The sequence below is a fragment of the Gracilimonas mengyeensis genome, from assembly GCF_900182705.1.
In the GTDB taxonomy this organism is placed as follows: domain Bacteria; phylum Bacteroidota; class Rhodothermia; order Balneolales; family Balneolaceae; genus Gracilimonas; species Gracilimonas mengyeensis.
Genome location: NZ_FXTP01000001.1, coordinates 513,947 through 534,502 on the forward strand (window position 1 = coordinate 513,947; position 20,556 = coordinate 534,502).

Consider the following 20,556-nt stretch of genomic DNA (forward strand, 5'->3'; position numbering starts at 1 on the left):
GCCTTCAAATTTATGCGGTGAATTCTCCGAACCCACCAGGCAGAAATTATACTGTTTTGTTAGTTTTCAATTTCTCCAATTATCATCGTGAATGAATGAGCTGGAAAAGTATATTCAAAACTTTCTCCACTCACATTCAGATCATCTTTTCGGGTCGTTTTTACCCGCGTGTTATTGAAATCATTTCGTGCTTTGATATCGGGTCCGTTGACTTCATACACTTCAAAAGGACCATCAAAAATGCCTTGTTGCGATAAAATATCGGCTGTAATGGCTTCGTCTTTATGTCGGTTCACCACGTTGATTACTACTTTACCATCGTCATTATATGTTGCAGAAACATCCAGGTAAGGCACATCCAGCTGACGGGTAGCCGAATAACCGGCACCGCTATTATATACGTCTGTGTTGTAGGTTTCTGAATCCACATACACATCCAATGCGGTACCATGAGCATTTTGAGCGAATAGCTGTAAAGGATAATAAATGGATTGTAAAAACAGGTCTTCCTCGTTGGTAAAAATCGGGGCAATCACATTAACCAGCTGGGCCATGTTGGCCATTTTTACGATATCGGCATTACGGATAAAGCCGTTAAGAAAACCAGCCACTACCAGGGCATCTTCCAAATTGTATTTTTCTTCCAGTGCATTATAACCAGAACCTCCGGTTGCTCCGCGTTGACGGTACCACACATTCCATTCGTCCCATGCTATATAAATCATGTCGTCTTCAACGGTACGTTCCGGATCTTGCATGATCTCTGCAATCATTCCTCTAACCACCTGGGTACGGTCTTCCATCACCCGTGGACTGGCCATGAAGTCATAGTAATCGTCGTCCTCGTTACCTACATAGATATGCAGCGAGATGTAATCAATATAATCCTGAAGCTCATGCAGAATGGTTCTGTTCCAATGATCAGGATCGGCGTCTTCTCCATAATAATTCGAAGAACCGGCGGCAATCAGTTTAATGCGGGGATCGGTCCATTTCATCAGCTTGGCAGCTTCAAGGGCTTTCTTGCTGTAATCTTCAGCATTCAGGTGCCCCATTTGCCAATGCCCGTCCATTTCATTACCAAGACTCCAATACATAATATCGTGAGGTTCTTCGTAGCCGTGCTTTTTACGCAATTCGGCATAATATGGCCCCTCTTCTATGTTGGTGTATTCTACCCATCGGCGGGCTTCTTCAATGGTTCCCGTTCCAAGGTTTACAGCAAAATAAGGTTCAGTACCTACTTTTTTAGCAAACTCCATGAACTCATTGGTCCCGAAGTGATTCGTCTCCAAAACATCCCAGGCCAAATCCATGCGGGTTGGGCGATCTTCAACAGGTCCTACCCCATCCAGCCAGTGATAATTTGATACAAAGTTCCCTCCCGGGTAGCGTAAAATACTAACATTCAATCCTTTAACAGCTTCAAGCACATCTTCTCTGAAGCCATCTTCATCGGCCAGTGGAGAATCGGGATCATAAATTCCTCCATAAATATGTCGGCCAAGGTGTTCGGTAAAATTTCCATATAAATGCTCATGCACTTCTCCAATAGTTCGGTCTACATCAATTTTGATGCGTGCATTTTGAGCTTGTGCCTGAACTGTCAAAAACAGTCCTGCAATTAGCAATAGGGGTGAAAAAGTCTTTATAAATCTTTGCATGGTGATCATTCCTTTGGTGAGATTAATACATGCGGCCCTGTTTAATACTGTTTCTGGATAACCTCCAGTTTAGTTCAGTAGCTGCTTCAAATTTAAAATCGGGTTTATGTTGATAACAACTATCCCTGTTTGAAGTACGTAATCGTTTAAAAAATAGGCCTGCCGGCAGCTACCAACCGGCAGACCCTTTTATCCATGAGTAAAGGCTACTACTTAGTTATTAGCCGGATTCGGTTCAAGATTTGGATTCACATCCAGTTCATCCTGTGGAATTGGCAGGTATTGTTTACCTGGTGCCCATGAATCAAATTCTGAATCGCGTTGGCGAAGTTCTTCAACCTTAGCGGGATCATCAAACCATCCCCAACGGATGATGTCATGTATACGTATTGCTTCAATCGCAAATTCGAGTGCTCGTTCGTGTGCAAGCTGGTCTCTCATTTCTTGTTGTGAGAAAGCAGAAAATTCAGCTACACGGTCTGGTAATCCGGCACGATCTCTAACGCGTTGGATATACTGAGCTGCAACGGCCTGGTTACCCAATTCGTTTTGTGTTTCAGCATACATTAATAAGATATCAGAGAAGCGCAGTACACGGTAATTGATACCAGAATCTTCACGCAGTTCAGGTTGTGGTAACCCTTCGTTGGTATACTTACGGGGATAGATATCACCCGGATAGTTCCATTCGTGTCCATATACCGTTTCGTCATACTCACGAGACATGATAGTTGGTTGCAAACGTCTGTCGAATTCACCTTCTACCGTCATTTCCTGCTGAAATGCCTGGTAAATCCAGTCGGTCACGAGGAAATCCTCATAGCCTTCAGGAGAATAGGTAAAGGCGATAGATGAACGCTGTTGCCAGTTACCATTAGGCTCGCCACCATAGTTTGCAACAGAACCACCCACTTGTTCGATGCTTCCGAACTGCACTTCAAATAATGATTCTGCATTATTTTCGTGGTCTACATCAAAGTTGTGGCGGAAGTCTTCCATCAACTCATACACGGCATAAGGTCCGCCGTCAATAAGTTTTTCGAACTCGGTAGCAGCTTCGCTCCAACGTTCGCGGTACAAGTATGATTTACCAAGCATTCCGGTAGCAGCACCTACAGTAGCACGACCTATTTGTCCTTGATCAGGACCTGTTACGTCGTTATAGGATACTGGCAGACGGCTCTGTGCTTCCTGGAAATCACTGTGAATTTGTGCCCAAAGGTCTTCTTCACTTGCAGTTGGTACGTTGTATTCACTGGGCTCCTGGGGTTCAAGAACAAGTGGTACTTCGTAAAAGTTAATGGCCAAATTGAAGTAAGCGAGCCCTCGCAGGAAGTACGCCTGTCCGAGAAGGCGTTCTTTCAATTCAGGTTCTACATCCATTTCTGGAACATATTGCAGTACCTGGTTAGCACGATAGATAATGATATAATGACCGTCCCACACCCAAGCAACCGGTCCAGAAGTGGCCGGAATGTTGAATGCAGCAACCTGCCATAAATCAGGCCATGGAGTATCTGCTTTGAAGTCGTCTCCGCGACCGTCGGTTAATGCAGGAATCATCCGCATGTAGGTGCCATCATTAAGCAGCGCGGCATATATCGCCGTCACTCCCTTTACAGCATCTTCCTGGGTTTGCCAGAAAGTATCCGTTGTGGGCTCATTCGGGTTTGTCAAATTTAACTCATCACTGCAGCCCGCAAACAGAAAGAGTGTGAGAAAAAGTAGGGTTAATTTCTTCATGGTCTTGTTATTTAATATTCGTGTTAAGCTTGTGGTTAATCATTGATTAAGCTTTAGAAGCCAATTTCTAAACCAACCATGAATGATCGGGGTTTAGGATAAGAGCCATTGTCATAGCCAGGTTCAAATGTACCGGCGGTAAAATCAGGATTGTATCCTTTGTAGTGCTGGAAGGAATACAGGTTTTGAACCTGGAAGTACACACGTGTGTTCTTCACGCCAACCATTTCTCGTACACTTTGAGGCAGAGAATAACCAACTGCAACCGTGTTGATTCGCAAGAAGGTACCATTTTGCAACCACCCTTCACGATCCGAGTCACGACCGTTGTTATTCGGGTCATTTACTACCCTGCGCGGGATATTTGTGTCACGGTTTTCAGGTGTCCAGCGGTCTAACATATCTTCGTGATAGTTCAGATAATCACTGGTAAGCATCAGGTAGCGGTAAATACGGCTGTTAATCTTATGCCCTCCCATACCGGAAGCAAACACGGTGAAGTCAAATTGTTTGTATTGACCGGTGAAGTTCAATCCATAAGTATACTTAGGAAGGCCACTTCCCAGGTACGTACGGTCATCGGCATTAATCACACCATCTTCGTTGACGTCCTTAAACTTTAAGTCGCCAGGTGCAGTGCCGTTGTTCTGGAAAGCGTGGTTATCAATCTCTTCCTGGGATTGGAAGATACCTTCTACTTTATGACCAAAGTGACGGCCAATCTCCCCGCCTACTTCTGTTTTGGTACCTACACCGTAGATGGGCTCATCGTTACCACCAAGGGCCAGTACTTCGTTTTTCAGCGTGCTAAAGTTGGCTGAGATATCGAAGGTGAAGTCACCCTGCATTTTGTTGTAAGAAAGAGCTAATTCCAATCCGGAATTTCTCAGCTCACCCGCGTTAACGGTTGGCGGGTCAAATGCACCCGTGGTGTTTGGGATAGGCACTGCAACCAGAATATCTGAAGTTGTGCTTGAGTAATACTCAGCGGTTAGATCGAACATATTTTTCAGGAATCTGGCATCAATACCAATGTTGGCAGTAGTCTTGGTTTCCCACTGAATTTCAGTATTAACTACCTGAGTTTGCGTTGCACCAAACACTTTGCTGCCGTTCCAGTTGTAAGGGATACTGGTGTTGATGGTACCAATGTACTGGTATTCGCCAATACTTTGGTTACCCAGCTGTCCGTAACTGGCACGCACTTTCAACTGATTGATAAAAGAAGGCAGTGAAAAGAAATCTTCGTTGTGCAAGTTCCAACCTACGGATGCAGATGGGAAGTTACCATATCGGTTATCTTCAGGAAATCTTGAAGAGCCATCGCGGCGAAGTGTAGCAGTCAGCAGGTACCGGTCGTCGTAGTTGTAGTTAAGACGAGTGAAGTAAGATTCAAGTGCATTCGCGTTTTCTGAACCGCTTGAAGTCTTGGTATTACCATTATCCAGTACTTTAAAGTATGGTTTGGGGAAGCCTTCCGCATAACCATTTCGGAAAATCCCTCCACCTCTTTGGTAAGTATGTCCAACCAGTAAGGTAACATCATGATTTCCCTCAAATTCACGATCGTATGTTAAAGTGTTTTCAACAACGCCGGTGTAATAAGTATTCTCGCCGTCATTCAAGTCAGCAGCAGCATTACTGAAAAAGAAGCCTTGCACAAACTCAGGCACCCAGTTCACGTTACGTACGTTGGTACGATCGTAACTACCACTGATTTTGTAAGTCAGTGTTTGCTGATTATCGTCAATAATATCTACTTCACCATATGCGGAAGCAAATGTTCTGCTAACGTTCGTTTCACCTTCCAACAATTGATTGGTACAAGGTACGTTCAGTACAATCGCACGGTGAATCGTTTGATCTGTTCCTGCACATCCACCTTCAACAGAGGGATCATACAAGCCCAGCGTTGGAATAGCGGAAACCAAGTCAACAATCATTGGAGGACGACCACCCGTTAACTCAGAGGTATTGTAGTTTAGGGCTTTTTCGTTGGTATATGTGTAGTAGAACGACTGACCAAACTTAAAAATACCCTTTTCTGCAGTGGTGTTTAAGCGGGTTGAATAACGCTCATAATCAGGACCATGGCCAACAAGGGTTCCTTCAGAATCCAGATAATCTAAAGAGAGGTTGTAGGTCGTATTCTCGCCACCACCGTAAAAGGTCAGGTTGTGGTTCATTCTCTGTCCGGTTTTTAAACCTTCTTCCTGCCAGTCAGTGTTAATATCATCAATGTAAAGCGGGCTGTTAGGATCGTTACCAGCTACCAATGGCATTCCTGCATTTCTCAAGCCTTCATTAACCAGCATTTGATAATCTTCGCGTCCGGTAACGGGCATGCGTTGCCAAACTTCATCGATACCGAAGTATCCACTGTATTCAACCTGAAGCGGAGTATCTGTTGTCCCCTGTTGGGTGGTAATCAGTACTACCCCGTTTGCAGCCCTTGAACCATAAATAGCGGCAGCAGAAGCATCCTTCAGGATTTCAATAGAGGTAATATCGTTAGGGTTAAAGTCTCTGATGCTGGTACCTACAGGTACACCATCAATTACAAAAAGCGGAGAATTATTACCAAAAGTACCAACACCTCGAATACGGATATTTGGAGCGGCACCAGGCTGACCGTCACTATTCACCTGTACTCCTGGCACCCGACCTTGAATAAGGTCTGCCGGGTCGCTTGTTGAATATGATTTCATGTCATCCCCGTCAATACTGCTAATAGATCCGGTTAATTCTCGTCTTTGCTGAGTACCATACCCTACTACAACAATATCTTCACCCATCAAAGAAACGGGGGAAAGCTGAACGTCAATTTCCTGACGTCCGTCAATAGGCACTTCCACCGTTTGAAATCCGATATATGAGAATATCAGCGTATCATTCAGTGAAGGCGCATTAAGTTCATATTGTCCGTTTACGTCAGTAGTGGTACCAGTCATGGTTCCTTTTACGATGATGTTAACCCCTGGCAGAGTTTCATCATTGCTTTCATCCGTCACCACTCCGGTAACTTGCTGCGCAAGGACATTTCCCTGCCACAAAAGTACCAGTGAGAACATCGTTAGGCATGTAGCATAAAAAGTAGCTTTTTTCATATTACCTCTGTTTTAGATTTAGTTGAGATAGTTAGCTAGCTCAGTGGACTTGGTATAGTGATTCCGCATAGATAATAACTAAGCACCACTCACTAACTATTTAGATTAATATTCCGTCTTTCAATTAGAGAAGCCTGAAGTCCAACTTATTTTGAGCTCATAAATCATCTTATTTTCCCCAAAATCGAAAAGCGCTTCCACTTTTTACCCAAAAAACGGACACTTTCCTGATCGTGATATCAGGTAATCAATAATTGGTGTCTAAATGACACTTATTATTTTCAAGATTTAGCGAACAAGATGCAAGCGCTATTTATCATTTTTATCCAATTATTTTACAAAAAAACTGCTGCTTATTTTATTACGAAAAACCTAAATAAGCCTATTTAAGTTAGTTTATAATAGTTTATTTTTTAATTTTTTTAGGAATTAATGCTTTTTTGTCTGCTTTTATTTTTCTGTAAAAAGATGCAATAAATCAGGATTTTCTAATTTTTCCTAAGATGGCCGGAGAGTGAAACTAATTTTTTGTTAAATAATGAGCGTCGCGGGAATGGCTTTTCTGGAGTTTAAAAGGCATCATATTTTCGAAAAGTGCTTCCACAGAATGAGCAATTTATCCTCTGTTACGGTCTATTTTTGCTCAAAATATTGAGGGATCTTGCATAAAATTTCACAACCCTGCTATATTGGAAGATGCCTTTAGAACTATTTGCCCCACCCCATCTACAACAAAAGAATAGGTATGCAGAAGAGCCTTTTTTTCAGTTCCCTGCATTTTATTTCCCCCCATACCCTTTATTTATAAGTACTCATTATATAATAAGGCACCACATTGCTACTTTGAAGCCTTATAAGAGATCTGCTATTCTTCTAAAATCGCTTTCTTCGATTGCACTGTAAGTAGATTAAAGGAATCTCAAATTCCTTTGATCACAAAAAAGGCTTACCGGAAGCTACTAACCGGCAAACCTTTGTTCATCTAAGCAAACTGTATTTAACAGTATCAGTTAAAGCATTTGAGTAAACCTCTCTGCAAATACACGCTTGCTTTGGTATGTATTTGTTTAGATTGAAATGAAAACAGATGCACGTTCAACTTTACATCCATATTCAAATGGAATCCGCAACTTGATAAGTAATGCTACACCATCAGTCCTTCTCATCAAGATTCCAGTAAATGGTATAATGATCATGATTTACTTCATAGAACGGAGCAAGTCTAATATCATTGGCATCCCCTACATTGGTTAAAGTAAATTGCAACGGCTCTGAAGTTCCTTCAACCCACCCCTGCACAGAGTTGGTCTGTGGTTGTAAATCAGGTACATCTACCGTAGGTAAAGAAAAATACTCGTATTGTTCACTGTGGGCATATTGACTTTGAATGGGTATTTCTTCCCCTACTATGCCAGCTAGCAGAATGGGACCATGCATAAAGGCAATGGTATTCTCATCCCCGCTTAGGCTTTCTGTGCGGGTCTCCATTGGCAATGTTACTTCTATGGTATCACCGTTTTTCCAAATCCTGGCTATTTCTATATAGCTACTAGGCTCACTTCCAATTTCAATGCTATTTCCATTTACAGAAATGGCAAAATCCTCTCCTGCCCAATAAGGTCGACGCATCATAATGCTAAACTCTTTGGGTTCGTCAGTATGTATCGTGAAAGTACTTGATTCAGATTTTGGGAAGCTGGTTTCTTGTATCACACGTACCCCTTTCTCTTCCCAATCCAATTGTGAGGGGATAAAAAGGTTTACAAATAATTCGTCCTGGCCATGCATATAAATATAGCGTCCGTACTTGGTGTGATTTTCCATACCACTGCCCACACAACACCAGAAAGAATCATAAGGAGTACTAAATATTTTGTGGTAACCAGGCTCCATGGATATGTAGTAAGCAAACATCCCGGTTTGAGGATCTTGTGAAGCCAGAATATGATTATACAAGGCCCTTTCGTAATAATCGGCATATTGAGGATGAGCGCTCCACCGGGATAAATGCTGCGTTAACTTCAGCATATTATACGTGTTGCAGGTTTCTGAACTGGATTTGCTCAGTCGTTCAGATTTTATCTTGGGAGGTCCAAAGTGTTCACCATCACTGTTTCCACCGTTTACGTAGGTGTGATTTTCTGTAACCGTTTTCCAAAAGAACTCGGCAGCTTCTTTCATTTCCGTATCCCCGGAAACCTCATAAAGCCGGGCATCACCAATCACCTTTGGAATTTGAGTGTTTGCATGAAGGCCTGCAAGTCGGTCTTCATTATCAGCCAGGGGCTCAAAAATGCTATGATCGGTGAATTTCCGGGATAATTCTACATACTTTTCTTCTTGGGTGATGGCATATAAATCCGCCATCACTTCCTTCATCCCTCCAAACTCTGTCTTGAGGATTTCCTGAAATTGTTCTTCTGAAAACGAATTTGCCCATTCTACGGTCCAGTCAGACAGTTCAACCAAAATATCTAATGCGGCTTCATTATCTGCATATAGATAGGCGTCTCTGAGGCCTGCAAAAAGTTTATGGAGGTTGTACCACGGCACCCAGCTTCCATTCAGGGCAAAAGGTTCGGCTTCGATTTTTCCGGTCCGTACTTCGTTGAGAATCTCTTCTCCATTTGGGACCCCGCCAACATACCCCGTGCCAATAGCTTCTTGAGACCGCCTCAGCTCATTCACTACATAATCCAGGCGTTCCCCAAATTCTTGTTTGCCCGTTGCGGCGTAAATCATTGACAGAGCGGACACATAATGTCCCAGTGAATGGCCATCCAAACCATCTCCCATCTCACCCTGTTCTTCCCATCCGCCATAATTGGGAGCTTTGGGATCTAAACCCGCTTCTTTTAAAAAGGGAGCTAGTAAGCGATCAGCATCTAACTTTAGCAAGTATTTACCATTTAGTTCCATCGCTGATTTAAAGGGACTATCGAGCAGCTGTACATCACTTAGCGAAAATAACTGGTATTTAACCTGGCTGTCATCTCCATCCTGAGCTTTAGAAAGTGTTGAATTGCAAACAATCATTGCCAATGCAACTATTGAGACCCTCCACCAAAGATTCATCAAATATGTGTTATAGTTTTTGTTCGTGTATTTCATTGTTTAGATATGCCATTACTTTTGAATTAATAGCGGGCTGATCTGCATAGAACAGATCAACCCGCTGATTATTTATGTACTAATTATTCGCGCAATAATTAGTATCCCGGATTTTGACTAAGATTTGGGTTAGTGTTCAACTCATTCGTAGGAATCGGGAACAATACTCTATAGTCCCCATTCGGCTCATGAGAAAACCATGATTTCTCCGTAAACACGCCAAAACGGATTAAATCCTGACGTCGTCGTCCTTCCTGGTTAAATTCCCATCCGAGTTCATCCAAAAAACGGCCATACTGAATATCATCGCCACCTTCCTGAGTAGTTACGTTATGATCTCTGCGACCATAATCATATACACTACCCCCCATCAATTCAGCGCCAGTAACGATGGCTCTTCCAGGGTTATCAAAAGCTCGTTCACGTATTTGTGTAACAATGGTAGCCGCCTGATCAGCTGAACCTGTTCTCAACAATGCTTCGGCTTTCATCATTAAAACATCCGCATAACGGAACAACGGATAATCGTTATTCAGGATATTGGAGGACCCTTTGGCTATTTCGAATTTCCCCAAGCGTACTCCATGAATCCCTAAGGATTCATCTACACCAGGTACTTCGTTGATGTAATCCAGGGGTAAACCTGCACCCTCTCCTAAAGTAGCAAACAGAGAATCACCGCTGGAGGAATACTGCTGACCCATTATCCAGTTATCGGTATAGCGTGCATCAAGCGTATCATAAGTGTTGATGGCCTGGGGAATACCACACATTCCACCCCATGGACCTGATAACAGCTCATACGTTGCCTGACTTGCAGGCTGTAATGTTTGCATATGGATATCAAAAGCGTTCCAGTTGTCGGTATACTTTTCATCAATTGGAATCGCAAAAATGATTTCGCTGGAATTTTGATTTTCCGTCACGAATACATTTTTCTGAACAGGCTCTAAGGCATAACCAGCTCCTGAGTTGATGACAGCATTGGTATGCTCAATCACCTGATTCCAGGCTGGAGTGCCGGTATATACTTCAGCGTTCAGGTACACTTTTGCAAGTAAGGTATGAGCCGCCCACTTGTTGAATTTGCCGTAGGTAGTTTGGTTGTTTTCCTCACTGAGTAAGTCAATGTTTGAAGTAATTTCGTTTACTACAAAATCATACACCTCTTGGCGTGTGTTTTGCTCAGGCAAGAATCCTTCAGGCACATCAAACCTATCTACAATCGGAACATTACCATACAAATCAAGAAGTATGTAATAATAAGCCGCTCTAAGTACTCTTATTTCAGCAATAGCAGCTGCCTGTTCTTCCTGGGGAAGCTCAATGGCTCCAGACTCGATTTGATAGAGTACCCGGTTTGTAGTGGTAATAGCGGAATAGGTTCTGTCCCATACCGTAGAAGCTACCGCGTTGTCGGCCGTCCACCTGTGTTCGTGCAACCTGCGGTAAATTCCACCATCAACCCAGCCGTTGGGTCGCGCTGGGATCACAATTTGGTCAGCGGTGATTTCTTGTGCCCGCCAAAGGCCATTCCATTGTAATACAATGGCATTCCACGGTACATAAGCCTGTCCAATAATGGCAGTTACATCGTCAGCGCCAGCTTCAAACTCACTAACAATAATTTCGTTATAGCTATCATTTGCTAATTCGGTACATCCCAAAGGCAGCAGCAATGCTGCAAGAATGATCCAAATTCCTTTATGTCTGTTTAATTTGATCACTTTCATAATAAATCCTTTATCTAAAATTTGATGTCAATTCCAAGTGTAAATGTGCGGGTAGTCGGGTACTTGTCCCGGTAATCATTACCAGGAGCCAACCCATTACCGTCACCAAATAAGGTCACTTCAGGATCTATTCCTTTGTAATCTGTGAATACAGATGTATTCAGAGAAGAAGCGTACACCCTTATAGACTTGAAATACTTAGCAGCAGAGACCGGTATCTGGTAACCCAGGGTGATATTATCAACCTTCCAGTAGTCTCCGTCTTCAACATAGTAGCTGTTGAATTCAAGCGGCATATCAGAACTCAGTATCTCTCTGCCAAATACAGGATCATAAGCTGAACTCAGGCGGTTGTATTCCTGAATAGATGGGTTTTCATAAAACATGCGGGAGAAGTTGAGAATTTGGAAATCAAATGCTCCTCGCATGGCAATACTCAGATCCCAATTTTTGTAGTTGAAGGTATTATTCCAACCTGCATACCAATCGGGCAAACCGTTTCCTAATCGCTGTTTGTTTTCAAAGGAATGATTGAATTCACTATACGGAACGGCATTGCCGTCTGCATCTTCGTAAATCCAGGCTCCATTTTCATCCACATCAATAACTTTGTAGCCATAAAAATCACCGATATCATGCCCAACCTGTACAAGGTGGGTGAAGGTTTGAAGAGGCTCACCAGTATAACCTGTGGTGAAGTAATCGTTTGTGGCTTCGTATAAGTTGTTAGACAAGCTTTTAAGCTTATTGGAATTCGTAGAGAAGTTCATGCTTGAAGTCCAGCTGAAGTCTTTGGACTGAACCGGGATAATTTCCAGCAACACTTCTACCCCTTTATTCTGCATGGTACCTACGTTGGCACGGGTGGTACCATAAAGGTTTGGAGGGCTAGGAACCGGGTAGTCATACAGCAGACCGTTGATGTCACGAATGTAATAATCCACATTACCGCTTAAACGACCGTTTAACATCATGAAGTCAACACCAAAGTTGAGCTCTTCTTTTTCTTCCCATTGTAAATCCGGATTAGGATTCTGGGTTGGAGTCAGCGTACGGTTCCATGCTCCGTTCGTGTATACATAATCCTGATATCCAAGCTTGGCTAAACCCAGGAACAGGTCTTCTGGCTGTGTTCCTGTTACCCCGTATCCTACGCGGAGCTTGAGGTCATCAAAAATGTTCTGTTCAGACATAAATGATTCAGCCGTCACTCTCCAACCTGCAGAGATGGCTGGGAAAAGTCCCCAGGGACTATCAGTACCATATAACTGGCTGGCAGCTTCATACCTAAGACTACCCATCAGCAGGTATTTATTGTCGTAATCGTAATTTACACGGCCAAAAAAGCTGATCAGATTGGTTACATGCTTATAGCTGTAAATGTCGGTCAAACCTTCTTTAAAAGCTTTACCTATACCAATATTGTTGTAGGTGAAAGCATCAGTTGGAAAGTCCCAGTTCTGCATCCAGTTTTCTTTAAACATATTCTCCTGGTAACTATAACCGCCTAATACATCGATGTCATGAGATCCGTAAAAGGTGTTAGTATACTCACCGGTTAGCTCAAGCAGTTGCTCGGTACCTTCCTCTGCCCCGTTGGAGGCAAATCCATTCAAACCATCACGTACCGTCCTTGGATGTTGTTTGGTTTCATAATAGCCCCTGGTTTGATTGTACTTGCTGAACGAGCCAACGGCTTTCAGTCTTACATTATTTACAGGAGTATATGTGAGCGTTCCGCTTATTCGTGAATTTTCATTATGGTTTTCACCATCTGTTTCTTCAAGTCTTGAAAGCGGGTTTTCGTAGTTGAAGTTACCCAACTGCTGATACCAGGTGCCATCATCATTCTTCACGGGAGAAGTCGGATTGTAAATAATCGCCTGCCGGTAAGTATATCCGTTAAAACTGGCCCCGTCTCCGGTAGTTACGTAAGTATTTCTTGAATTTAAGGCGCTAACATTCAACTTCACCTTGTCATCAAACATCAAATGATTCACTTCAGCTCTCAGCCTCAATGTCTCATTGTCTGATTTTTTGAAAATACCTTCTTCATCCTGGAAGTTTACATTTGCATAGTAATTGGTGCTGATTGTGCCTCCGCTAAACGAAATGTTATGCGTTTGACTTATAGGAGTCCGGGTAACTTGGTCCAACCAGTCGGTAGAACTTCCCTTATCCCAGGAAGCATCTCTTAGGCCGGCATCAATTTGATTTCTGTAATCTTTGGCTGTTAATACATCCAGACTATTTGCAATGGTCTGAGTGCTAACCGTACTTGAGAAAGTAACTGAAGGCTCAAAATCTCCCGTTCCTCCTTTTGTGGTAATGAGAATCACTCCATTTGAGCCACGGGTACCGTAGATTGCTGCCGCAGAACCATCTTTTAGAACGTTAATGGATTGAATATCCTGTGGAGCTACCGTTTCCAGGTTACCAGGGATCCCGTCAATCAGAATAAGCGGATTGGGGTTGGCACCCAATAAGGTGGTATTTCCACGCAGTTTGATTTCAGAACCGCTGGTAGGATCTCCACTTGGGGATGCAATGGTTAAACCTGCCACTTTACCTTGAATCAACTGGCCGGCATCCTTCACATTCCCGGTAACAAAATCATCAGAATTAATTGAAGAAACCGAACTGGTTACTTCATCCTTGCTAATGGTTCCATATCCTACTACCACAATATCTTCTCCTGTTAGGGACATGGGCGATAGTTCGATATCTATTTCTTCCCTTCCATCAATAGGTACTTCTAAAGTTTCGAAGCCTATAAACGAAAAAATCAGGGTGTCGTTAAGTGAAGGGACTGTCAATTGGTATGTACCAGTTAAATCCGTAGTACCCCCCATGGTGGTACCCTTAACTTTTATATTCACACCGGGCAAAGTATCGTCGGTGCTTGCATCTGTAACAACGCCAGATACTTGCTGTGCGATCACGGTCCCCTGCCAGAGAAGTACCAGCGAAAACACGGTTAGGCACGTGGCATAAAAAGTAGCTTTTTTCATATTACCTCTGTTTTAAATTTGGTTGAGATAGACAGTAGGCAGACCAAAATTAACCCAGCTACACCGCACAATAACTAGTTAAGTACCTCCTACTAACTGCTCATTTGTTTTTATTCCGTTTTCAATTAGAGAAGCCTGAGTCCAACATATTTAGAGCTCAAAAAATCACCCGATATGTCTCCAAAAAACAAAAGCGCTTCCAATTTTTTCCAAATAAAAAGCATTTTTCGATAGCAGAATCAGACAATCAATAATTGGTGTCTATTTGACACTTAATATTTTGGAGAAATACCCTGTAAGATGCAAGCACTATGCTAAAATTTTTTTACTAATCTTTACAGAAAGAGCTTTTCTTAAATTTTTGAACTTTAAATTTTTAAAAACTTAAGTTTTTAACATTTTAAATCATTACGCCTCATTTATTTACGGATGTTATTTTATAAAAAGCTTTTTCTTTTGTAATTGCATGCATGAAAACTCTCCTATTTTTTTAGGCTTTTTGTATATCAGAGAGCGAATGACTTAAATCCTGAAAACTTTTAATTTCTTAAATAACGTGAGTTCGATATAAAACCCATCATCTTGAGCCGTTATTTTTGACCAAAACCGAAACAATATTATTGCAGAGATGACAGAATCTGTGATGGGTAGTCATCGTGGGACCAGACCCGCGATCTCCTAACTACCGGCAACGCTGGGCAACAACGAGGTAATGATGAGTACTACGCCATGTGCCGGGAGATCCCGGTTATGCGATTCCGCTGCGCTACATCTTGACCGGGATGACAGGCCTATTTTCGTGTCATTCTTATATCGAACTCACGTTGAATAGCCATTTATGACATTGATAAGCAGGTAATATTTGCACGAAAATGCAGAAAATGCTTCCAGTAATTTATCGATTTTGGAATTTGTATCAAGAAGAGCTCAACCAAGTTTCACTCATAGGATCAATCTGAGAATGGAATAAAAAGGATGAGAATTAGGCCTGCCTTACTCTGGTCCCAGCGTCCATCAAAACCAGTATAAGGAGTTGGCTCTTCATCCATGCCCTGGCATCCCAATTTTCCAGCTCAAATAGATAGAGCTTAACGACATCTCCTGATGGCCGAACCGAGAATTTTAATTCTGGCTCTGGTTGGACTTTAGGGAGAATAGCCACAAACAACTGTCCCTATGATAAGGGCCGTGATAACTTTTTTTATGGCTATATTATTTCAGGTGTTAGCCGCTTATGTATTCCATTATTCTTCCTCGAGAAACAAACTCAGATCAATAGCTTCGGCAATCAGGCGGTGCCCGGTTTCATTAGGGTGAAGATGATCACCGGTATCACCTTTAGGAAGTAACTGGGTTGGATTTTCTGGATCTCCAAGCGCCTTGTCCAAGTCTATAACTGCATCAAACACCCCGCTGTTTCTAATCCAGTCATTTACTTCCTGCCGTGCACGTTCACTTTCGGGCCGATCGTAAAATGATTCTCCAAACGGCATCAAAGTAGCCCCATACACTTTTATATCTTCCTGATGAGCCTTTTCAACCATTTCCTTATATGCAGCTTTTAAATCACTCACTACCTGATCTGCATGTTCTTCGCTTCTCACCCCGCCAATATCGTTGATACCTTCCAGGATAATCAGCCATTCTACGCCCGGCTGATCCAGCACATCTCGTTCAAAGCGATCTACAGCTGCGGGTCCAAGGCAAGCTTTTAATACGCAATTACCGCCTATCCCCTGGTTCAATACTGAAATATGATCGGTGCTATCATTTGCCTGCAGACGTTTGGCTAATTCATCGGGCCAGCGGTTTTGTTTATTGGTACCCGAACCACGTCCGTCGGTGATGGAGTTGCCCAACACAGCTACAGCAGCAAAATGCTCCGGAGCTTTTACATCAATAGCATCAATTAAATACCAGTGATTCGTCTGGGCCGCATTGGGCATATTTTCGGCAGAAACTGCATCACCATTTACAATATATGAAGTAGTCCGAGAGCCGGGGTGCCCCGTTAAATCAGAGGATACACTATCTACATGCATAGTTATAGACAGCCTGGAAAGTGCCTCCAGATCAAACGAAAATGGTTCACTAAAAACCCGTTCACCAGGCTGAATAGTAACGGAAGACTCTCCATCAAAACTGAGAGCCAAATCTGTACCGGCGTCGATGGCACTGCTGTCGGTAGACTGTGCCACGTGTACCGAGTGAATAGCTACAGGTTTAGTTCCAAAAGCATTGGAAAGACTCAGGCGAAGCGTATCCCCTCCCATATTTACCTGTATCACCTGCCGGATGGTATTGCCAGACAAACCGGGTTCAGGTGGCATATTTCGTGGTTCCACCAGCTGTTGGGCCGTACTCCAGGCCCCCAACCATTCCATTTCTTCTCCCGTCTGTTGAGTTTGAGTGCATGCGCTAAATCCTATCATTGCCATCAAACCAATCAAGACTACAACGGCAGTTGATGATTCCATTCTGATCTTTATCATAACTATGTATTCCTTTTGCTTATTTGATCAACATCATTTTCCGGGTTTGCACCAAACTCCCGGCTTGGAGCCGATAAATATACATACCGCTGGATAAACTTGAAGCATCAAAACTGGCTTGATGTGCTCCAGCTGATTGTCTTGTATTTACCAAGGAAGCCACTTCCCTTCCCAACATATCAAACACTTTTAATGAAACTTCACTGCTCACCGGTAACTGATAACTAATAACTGTAGAAGGGTTAAACGGGTTTGGATAATTTTGCTTAAGCTCAAAAGAAGTCGGCTTTCCCTGTTCCTTCTCATTGGAAACCGGCAAGTAATCGGCTACAAGAGTAGTTACCGTTCCAGAGGGCATACTAATCGTAAATTGTCGTCCTGAAACTTCTACATCTTCCAGTTGCTCTACATTTTGTGATACACTACTACGGTACTGCTCCAAGGTCATAGGTGTACCATCCTCTACCTCAAAAGTAAGTTCTTTGTCTCCGGGTTCATCATTGATGGCTACAATAACCAGTTTATCGCCATCTTTATACGCTGTGGCATACACCCGGATCAGCCCCCTGCCAGCCGGCCCAAAAGAATGTACTCGCTCAAAACCAGGACGGATAAATCGTGAAAAGTGAGAAAAAGCATATCCTCGTTTTAGAATTTCACCGTCGGTTGTGCCTTCATCCCCATCTCCGATAAAGGAATAATAACGCTGCAGGTACCACCAGATGTAAGCATTCCAGTTGTTTCTCATAGAGCTATTAATGGATACCAGCATATCAATGGTTTCTTCCCAGATTTCAGCCTCACTATACGAACTCCAGGAATCGGATCCTGAATTACCTGTTCCGAGGTTCATCAGGTATTCGGTCATCCAGATTTCCTTACCTTTTTCTTCGGCCAAAGGATAACGGGCATTTCCTCCCCCATAAATATGTCCGCCTAAAATATCCAGGTTAGCAGCAGCCAGTGAATCATTTAGAATAGGATTAGACATCTCCCTTCTAAACTGAAAAGACTCCGGGGCAATAACCCTGGTAGCTTCAATGGAGCTGGCATGATCACGCATAAAATTGGTCATCTCCTCTGGCGTCCAATCACAGGACTCATAGCTTACCTCTATATCCGGTTCATTTTGAATAGAGATGCCATAAAGGGGCGCATCATTTTCTTCCATATATATTGCAAAACGGTTCAGAAAATCCGCATAGTCGGCGTAGGCGTCTTCTCGCAAGTGCCCGCCTACCAGATCGCCATTGGTTTTCATGTCGGACGGCGGGCTCCAGGGAGACGCTATAATCTTAATTCCCATTTCATGAGCTTTTTGAGCGGTTGCCAGATTGCTACTCCATTGATTTTCGTTTGGTGGTATACGAATACGCAGAATAGATAAACCAAGCTGACCTTCCTCCATCCCAAAAGCCTTCTCCACCTCTTCTTCCGACAAATCAGGACGCCACCCTACAATATTGGCGGCTCCAAATCCCCGGATGAGCTGGGCTGTACTATCCATGTACACAACCACATCTGCATTTGATTGCGCCGAAGCATTTGAAGGATAAAAACAAAAAGTAAACAGACTGAAAAAAGTTAAAGCAAGTGTTAACAGTTTATATAGACGAGTGATCATTATTTAAAACAATTTTTATGAACGGCTCTTTTTTTAAAAATCAGCCGAATGAGTGAGGTTTTAAGAAATAAAAGCGGTTTCAACAATATAAATTTTAATTGTAATTTATACACTTAATTTTGGTGGATTATAGGAGTTAACAAAAAACAGAATAGGAATAATTATGGAACGATTAGTAAAACTTTTCATCTGCTTAATTATTTTAATGGGGGTCTCCTATACGGGCTTTGCACAAGAACATGTTCCCGGCGAAAATCCTATCATACGTGATGTTTTTACGGCCGATCCCGCGCCACTGGTTTATCAGGATACGGTGTTTCTTTATGTTGGACATGATATAGCCACCGGGGATGAGATGTTCAATATTGACGAATGGCTGGTCTACTCCTCTACCGATATGAAAAACTGGGAAGCCCACGGTCCGGCCATGCAAGCGTTGGACTTCGATTGGTCGGAAGGTAATGCCTGGGCTTCTCAGGTTATAGAAAAAAATGGGAAATTCTGGTTTTATACTACCACCATTGATAAGAATACCGAAGGAGATGCCATTGGTGTGGCGGTTTCCGATAAGCCTACCGGCCCTTTTAAGGATGCCATTGGAAAACCGCTGGTGGTAGATTCCATGACTCCTACTCCAGAAGATCCCTACGATTGGGACGACATCGATCCCACTGCTTTCACAGATGATAACGGTACTACCTGGATTGCCTGGGGCAACCTCCATCTGTACCTGGCCAAGATGAAGCCCAATATGACTGAAATTGATGGAGAAATACAGGAACTCTATCTACCCAATTTTACCGAAGGTCCGTGGATACATAAACGTGAAGATATGTATTATCTGAGCTATGCCTGTTTTGCCCATCAGAATATGTGGGAAAAAATATGCTATGCTACCGCACCCGAAATCACAGGCCCCTGGACCTATCGCGGCATTATCACCGACCGAACAGAGCATAGCTACACCATACATCCCGCTATTATTGAATTTGGAGATCAGTGGTATTTCTTTTATCACACGGGGCAATTAACCATTGGGGATGAATCCGGAGCCATTGGCCGGCGTGCGGTTTCTATTGAGTATTTATACTATAATGAAGATGGAACCATAAAGCCCATCGAAAAAACAATGGAGGCGTTAAGTATCCCGCCAAATAAGCCTTCCGAATATGTAGCTCCGGTTTATAATCCTGATGATTCATTGGTTACCGTTGATACTGACATAAAGGTGGTTCAAAATGTTGCCACAGCAGCTACAAGCTGGCCAAATAAAACGGTTCTGCAAACTGCCGACAATCCATACCAATCCGGCACTAACTCAACAAGCTTCAATGCGGAAAATGGAGTTAGCAGCATGGGACAGACCTTCACGCCCGATTCTGACTTCAAACTCGAAGAAATAGGCATTTACGCCGGGGATGGATTTGGTACCGGGGCAAACAGCAAGGTTAATATTTCCCTGTACCAACTTGAAATGGACACTGATACTACCTACACCATTACCGATAATTTATTAGGGGCAAAAGAAAACCTTTATATCAATTACAAGCCGCAGGCTCCGGGAGTACTTCATTTTGAATTACCAGAGGATCGTCGGCCTGTGCTGGAAGCCGGCCAAAGCTATGTATTTGAACTTCAAGGCGTATCGGGTTCTGCTCCGGTATTATGGCGGCACAGTCAGGGAGATATCTATTCAGAAGGTGCTGCCTGGATGAACCGTAAGCTGATGTCGGACGAAGAAGGCAATTCTTACAGTGATTTCATCATGGCTCTTTATGGCAATTGAGCTTTATAAGACTAGCTAAGCTTTTATCGGTCTTTTCTTTTTTACCTTGTATGTTTGTGCAAATGAAAATGACCTTCCCTTACAGACTGAAGCCACCTACAGTATTGTTGCTTACTTTGGGTTGTCAGCGATAATGAGTGACTATAGTAGCAATTATCTTCACAAAGGAGGCTCGTCGCATAATAGAAAATAAAAAGCCTTTAACTTTCTCCTGTTCCCCGAAAAGCTTCGAGGAATTTTTGGAGTAAGGTTAAAGGCTTTTATTACATCCTCAATATTATGATT

Annotated in this window: 9 protein-coding genes; 1 reads left to right on the top strand and 8 read right to left on the bottom strand. The window is 42.9% G+C overall.

Going from position 1 to position 20,556, the window contains the following annotated elements; translation table 11 throughout:
* Nucleotides 1–59: 59 nt before the first annotated feature.
* The 8 genes from FN815_RS02115 to FN815_RS02150 all read right to left on the bottom strand — a co-directional run bounded on the left by FN815_RS02115 (nucleotide 60) and on the right by FN815_RS02150 (nucleotide 18,485).
* Nucleotides 60–1,664: an alpha-N-arabinofuranosidase gene (locus tag FN815_RS02115; RefSeq protein WP_221930212.1), complete on the bottom strand. Its 1,605-nt coding sequence runs from the start codon at nucleotides 1,662–1,664 to the stop codon at nucleotides 60–62.
* 213 nt (nucleotides 1,665–1,877) lie between these two features.
* Nucleotides 1,878–3,407, bottom strand: coding sequence for a RagB/SusD family nutrient uptake outer membrane protein (locus FN815_RS02120; protein WP_142452934.1), 1,530 nt, complete (start codon nucleotides 3,405–3,407; stop codon nucleotides 1,878–1,880).
* Nucleotides 3,408–3,460: 53 nt separating this feature from the next.
* Nucleotides 3,461–6,514, bottom strand: coding sequence for a SusC/RagA family TonB-linked outer membrane protein (locus FN815_RS02125; protein ID WP_142452935.1), 3,054 nt, complete (start codon nucleotides 6,512–6,514; stop codon nucleotides 3,461–3,463).
* Between the two features lie 1,152 nt (nucleotides 6,515–7,666).
* Nucleotides 7,667–9,625 (bottom strand): glycoside hydrolase family 127 protein, encoded by a 1,959-nt coding sequence (locus FN815_RS02130; RefSeq protein ID WP_142452936.1) that lies wholly within the window; start codon nucleotides 9,623–9,625, stop codon nucleotides 7,667–7,669.
* A 98-nt stretch (nucleotides 9,626–9,723) separates the two neighbouring features.
* Nucleotides 9,724–11,358 carry a RagB/SusD family nutrient uptake outer membrane protein gene (locus FN815_RS02135; RefSeq protein WP_142452937.1) on the bottom strand — a complete coding sequence of 545 codons (1,635 nt, stop codon included), beginning with the start codon at nucleotides 11,356–11,358 and terminating at the stop codon, nucleotides 9,724–9,726.
* A gap of 14 nt (nucleotides 11,359–11,372) precedes the next feature.
* A complete protein-coding gene (locus FN815_RS02140) occupies nucleotides 11,373–14,369 on the bottom strand; it encodes a SusC/RagA family TonB-linked outer membrane protein (protein WP_142452938.1) in 2,997 nt (998 codons plus the stop codon).
* A 1,244-nt stretch (nucleotides 14,370–15,613) separates the two neighbouring features.
* The gene (locus FN815_RS02145; protein WP_142452939.1) at nucleotides 15,614–16,861 is read right to left on the bottom strand and encodes an SGNH/GDSL hydrolase family protein; all 1,248 of its coding nucleotides are present in this window, start codon (nucleotides 16,859–16,861) and stop codon (nucleotides 15,614–15,616) included.
* A 19-nt stretch (nucleotides 16,862–16,880) separates the two neighbouring features.
* Nucleotides 16,881–18,485, bottom strand: a complete 1,605-nt coding sequence (locus FN815_RS02150) for a T9SS type A sorting domain-containing protein (protein ID WP_142452940.1) — start codon at nucleotides 18,483–18,485, stop codon at nucleotides 16,881–16,883.
* Nucleotides 18,486–18,648: 163 nt separating this feature from the next.
* Here FN815_RS02150 and FN815_RS02155 point away from each other — a divergent pair, with 163 nt between their 5' ends.
* Nucleotides 18,649–20,271 (top strand): glycoside hydrolase family 43 protein, encoded by a 1,623-nt coding sequence (locus FN815_RS02155; RefSeq protein WP_142452941.1) that lies wholly within the window; start codon nucleotides 18,649–18,651, stop codon nucleotides 20,269–20,271.
* Nucleotides 20,272–20,556 lie beyond the last annotated feature (285 nt).

Excerpts from the sequence above, each read along its gene's own strand:
- FN815_RS02115 (WP_221930212.1), bottom strand. The coding sequence starts at position 1,664 with ATGCAAAGATTTATAAAGACTTTTTCACCCCTATTGCTAATTGCAGGA.
- FN815_RS02120 (WP_142452934.1), bottom strand. The coding sequence starts at position 3,407 with ATGAAGAAATTAACCCTACTTTTTCTCACACTCTTTCTGTTTGCGGGC.
- FN815_RS02125 (WP_142452935.1), bottom strand. The coding sequence starts at position 6,514 with ATGAAAAAAGCTACTTTTTATGCTACATGCCTAACGATGTTCTCACTG.
- FN815_RS02130 (WP_142452936.1), bottom strand. The coding sequence starts at position 9,625 with ATGAAATACACGAACAAAAACTATAACACATATTTGATGAATCTTTGG.
- FN815_RS02135 (WP_142452937.1), bottom strand. The coding sequence starts at position 11,358 with ATGAAAGTGATCAAATTAAACAGACATAAAGGAATTTGGATCATTCTT.
- FN815_RS02140 (WP_142452938.1), bottom strand. The coding sequence starts at position 14,369 with ATGAAAAAAGCTACTTTTTATGCCACGTGCCTAACCGTGTTTTCGCTG.
- FN815_RS02145 (WP_142452939.1), bottom strand. The coding sequence starts at position 16,861 with ATGATAAAGATCAGAATGGAATCATCAACTGCCGTTGTAGTCTTGATT.
- FN815_RS02150 (WP_142452940.1), bottom strand. The coding sequence starts at position 18,485 with ATGATCACTCGTCTATATAAACTGTTAACACTTGCTTTAACTTTTTTC.
- FN815_RS02155 (WP_142452941.1), top strand. The coding sequence starts at position 18,649 with ATGGAACGATTAGTAAAACTTTTCATCTGCTTAATTATTTTAATGGGG.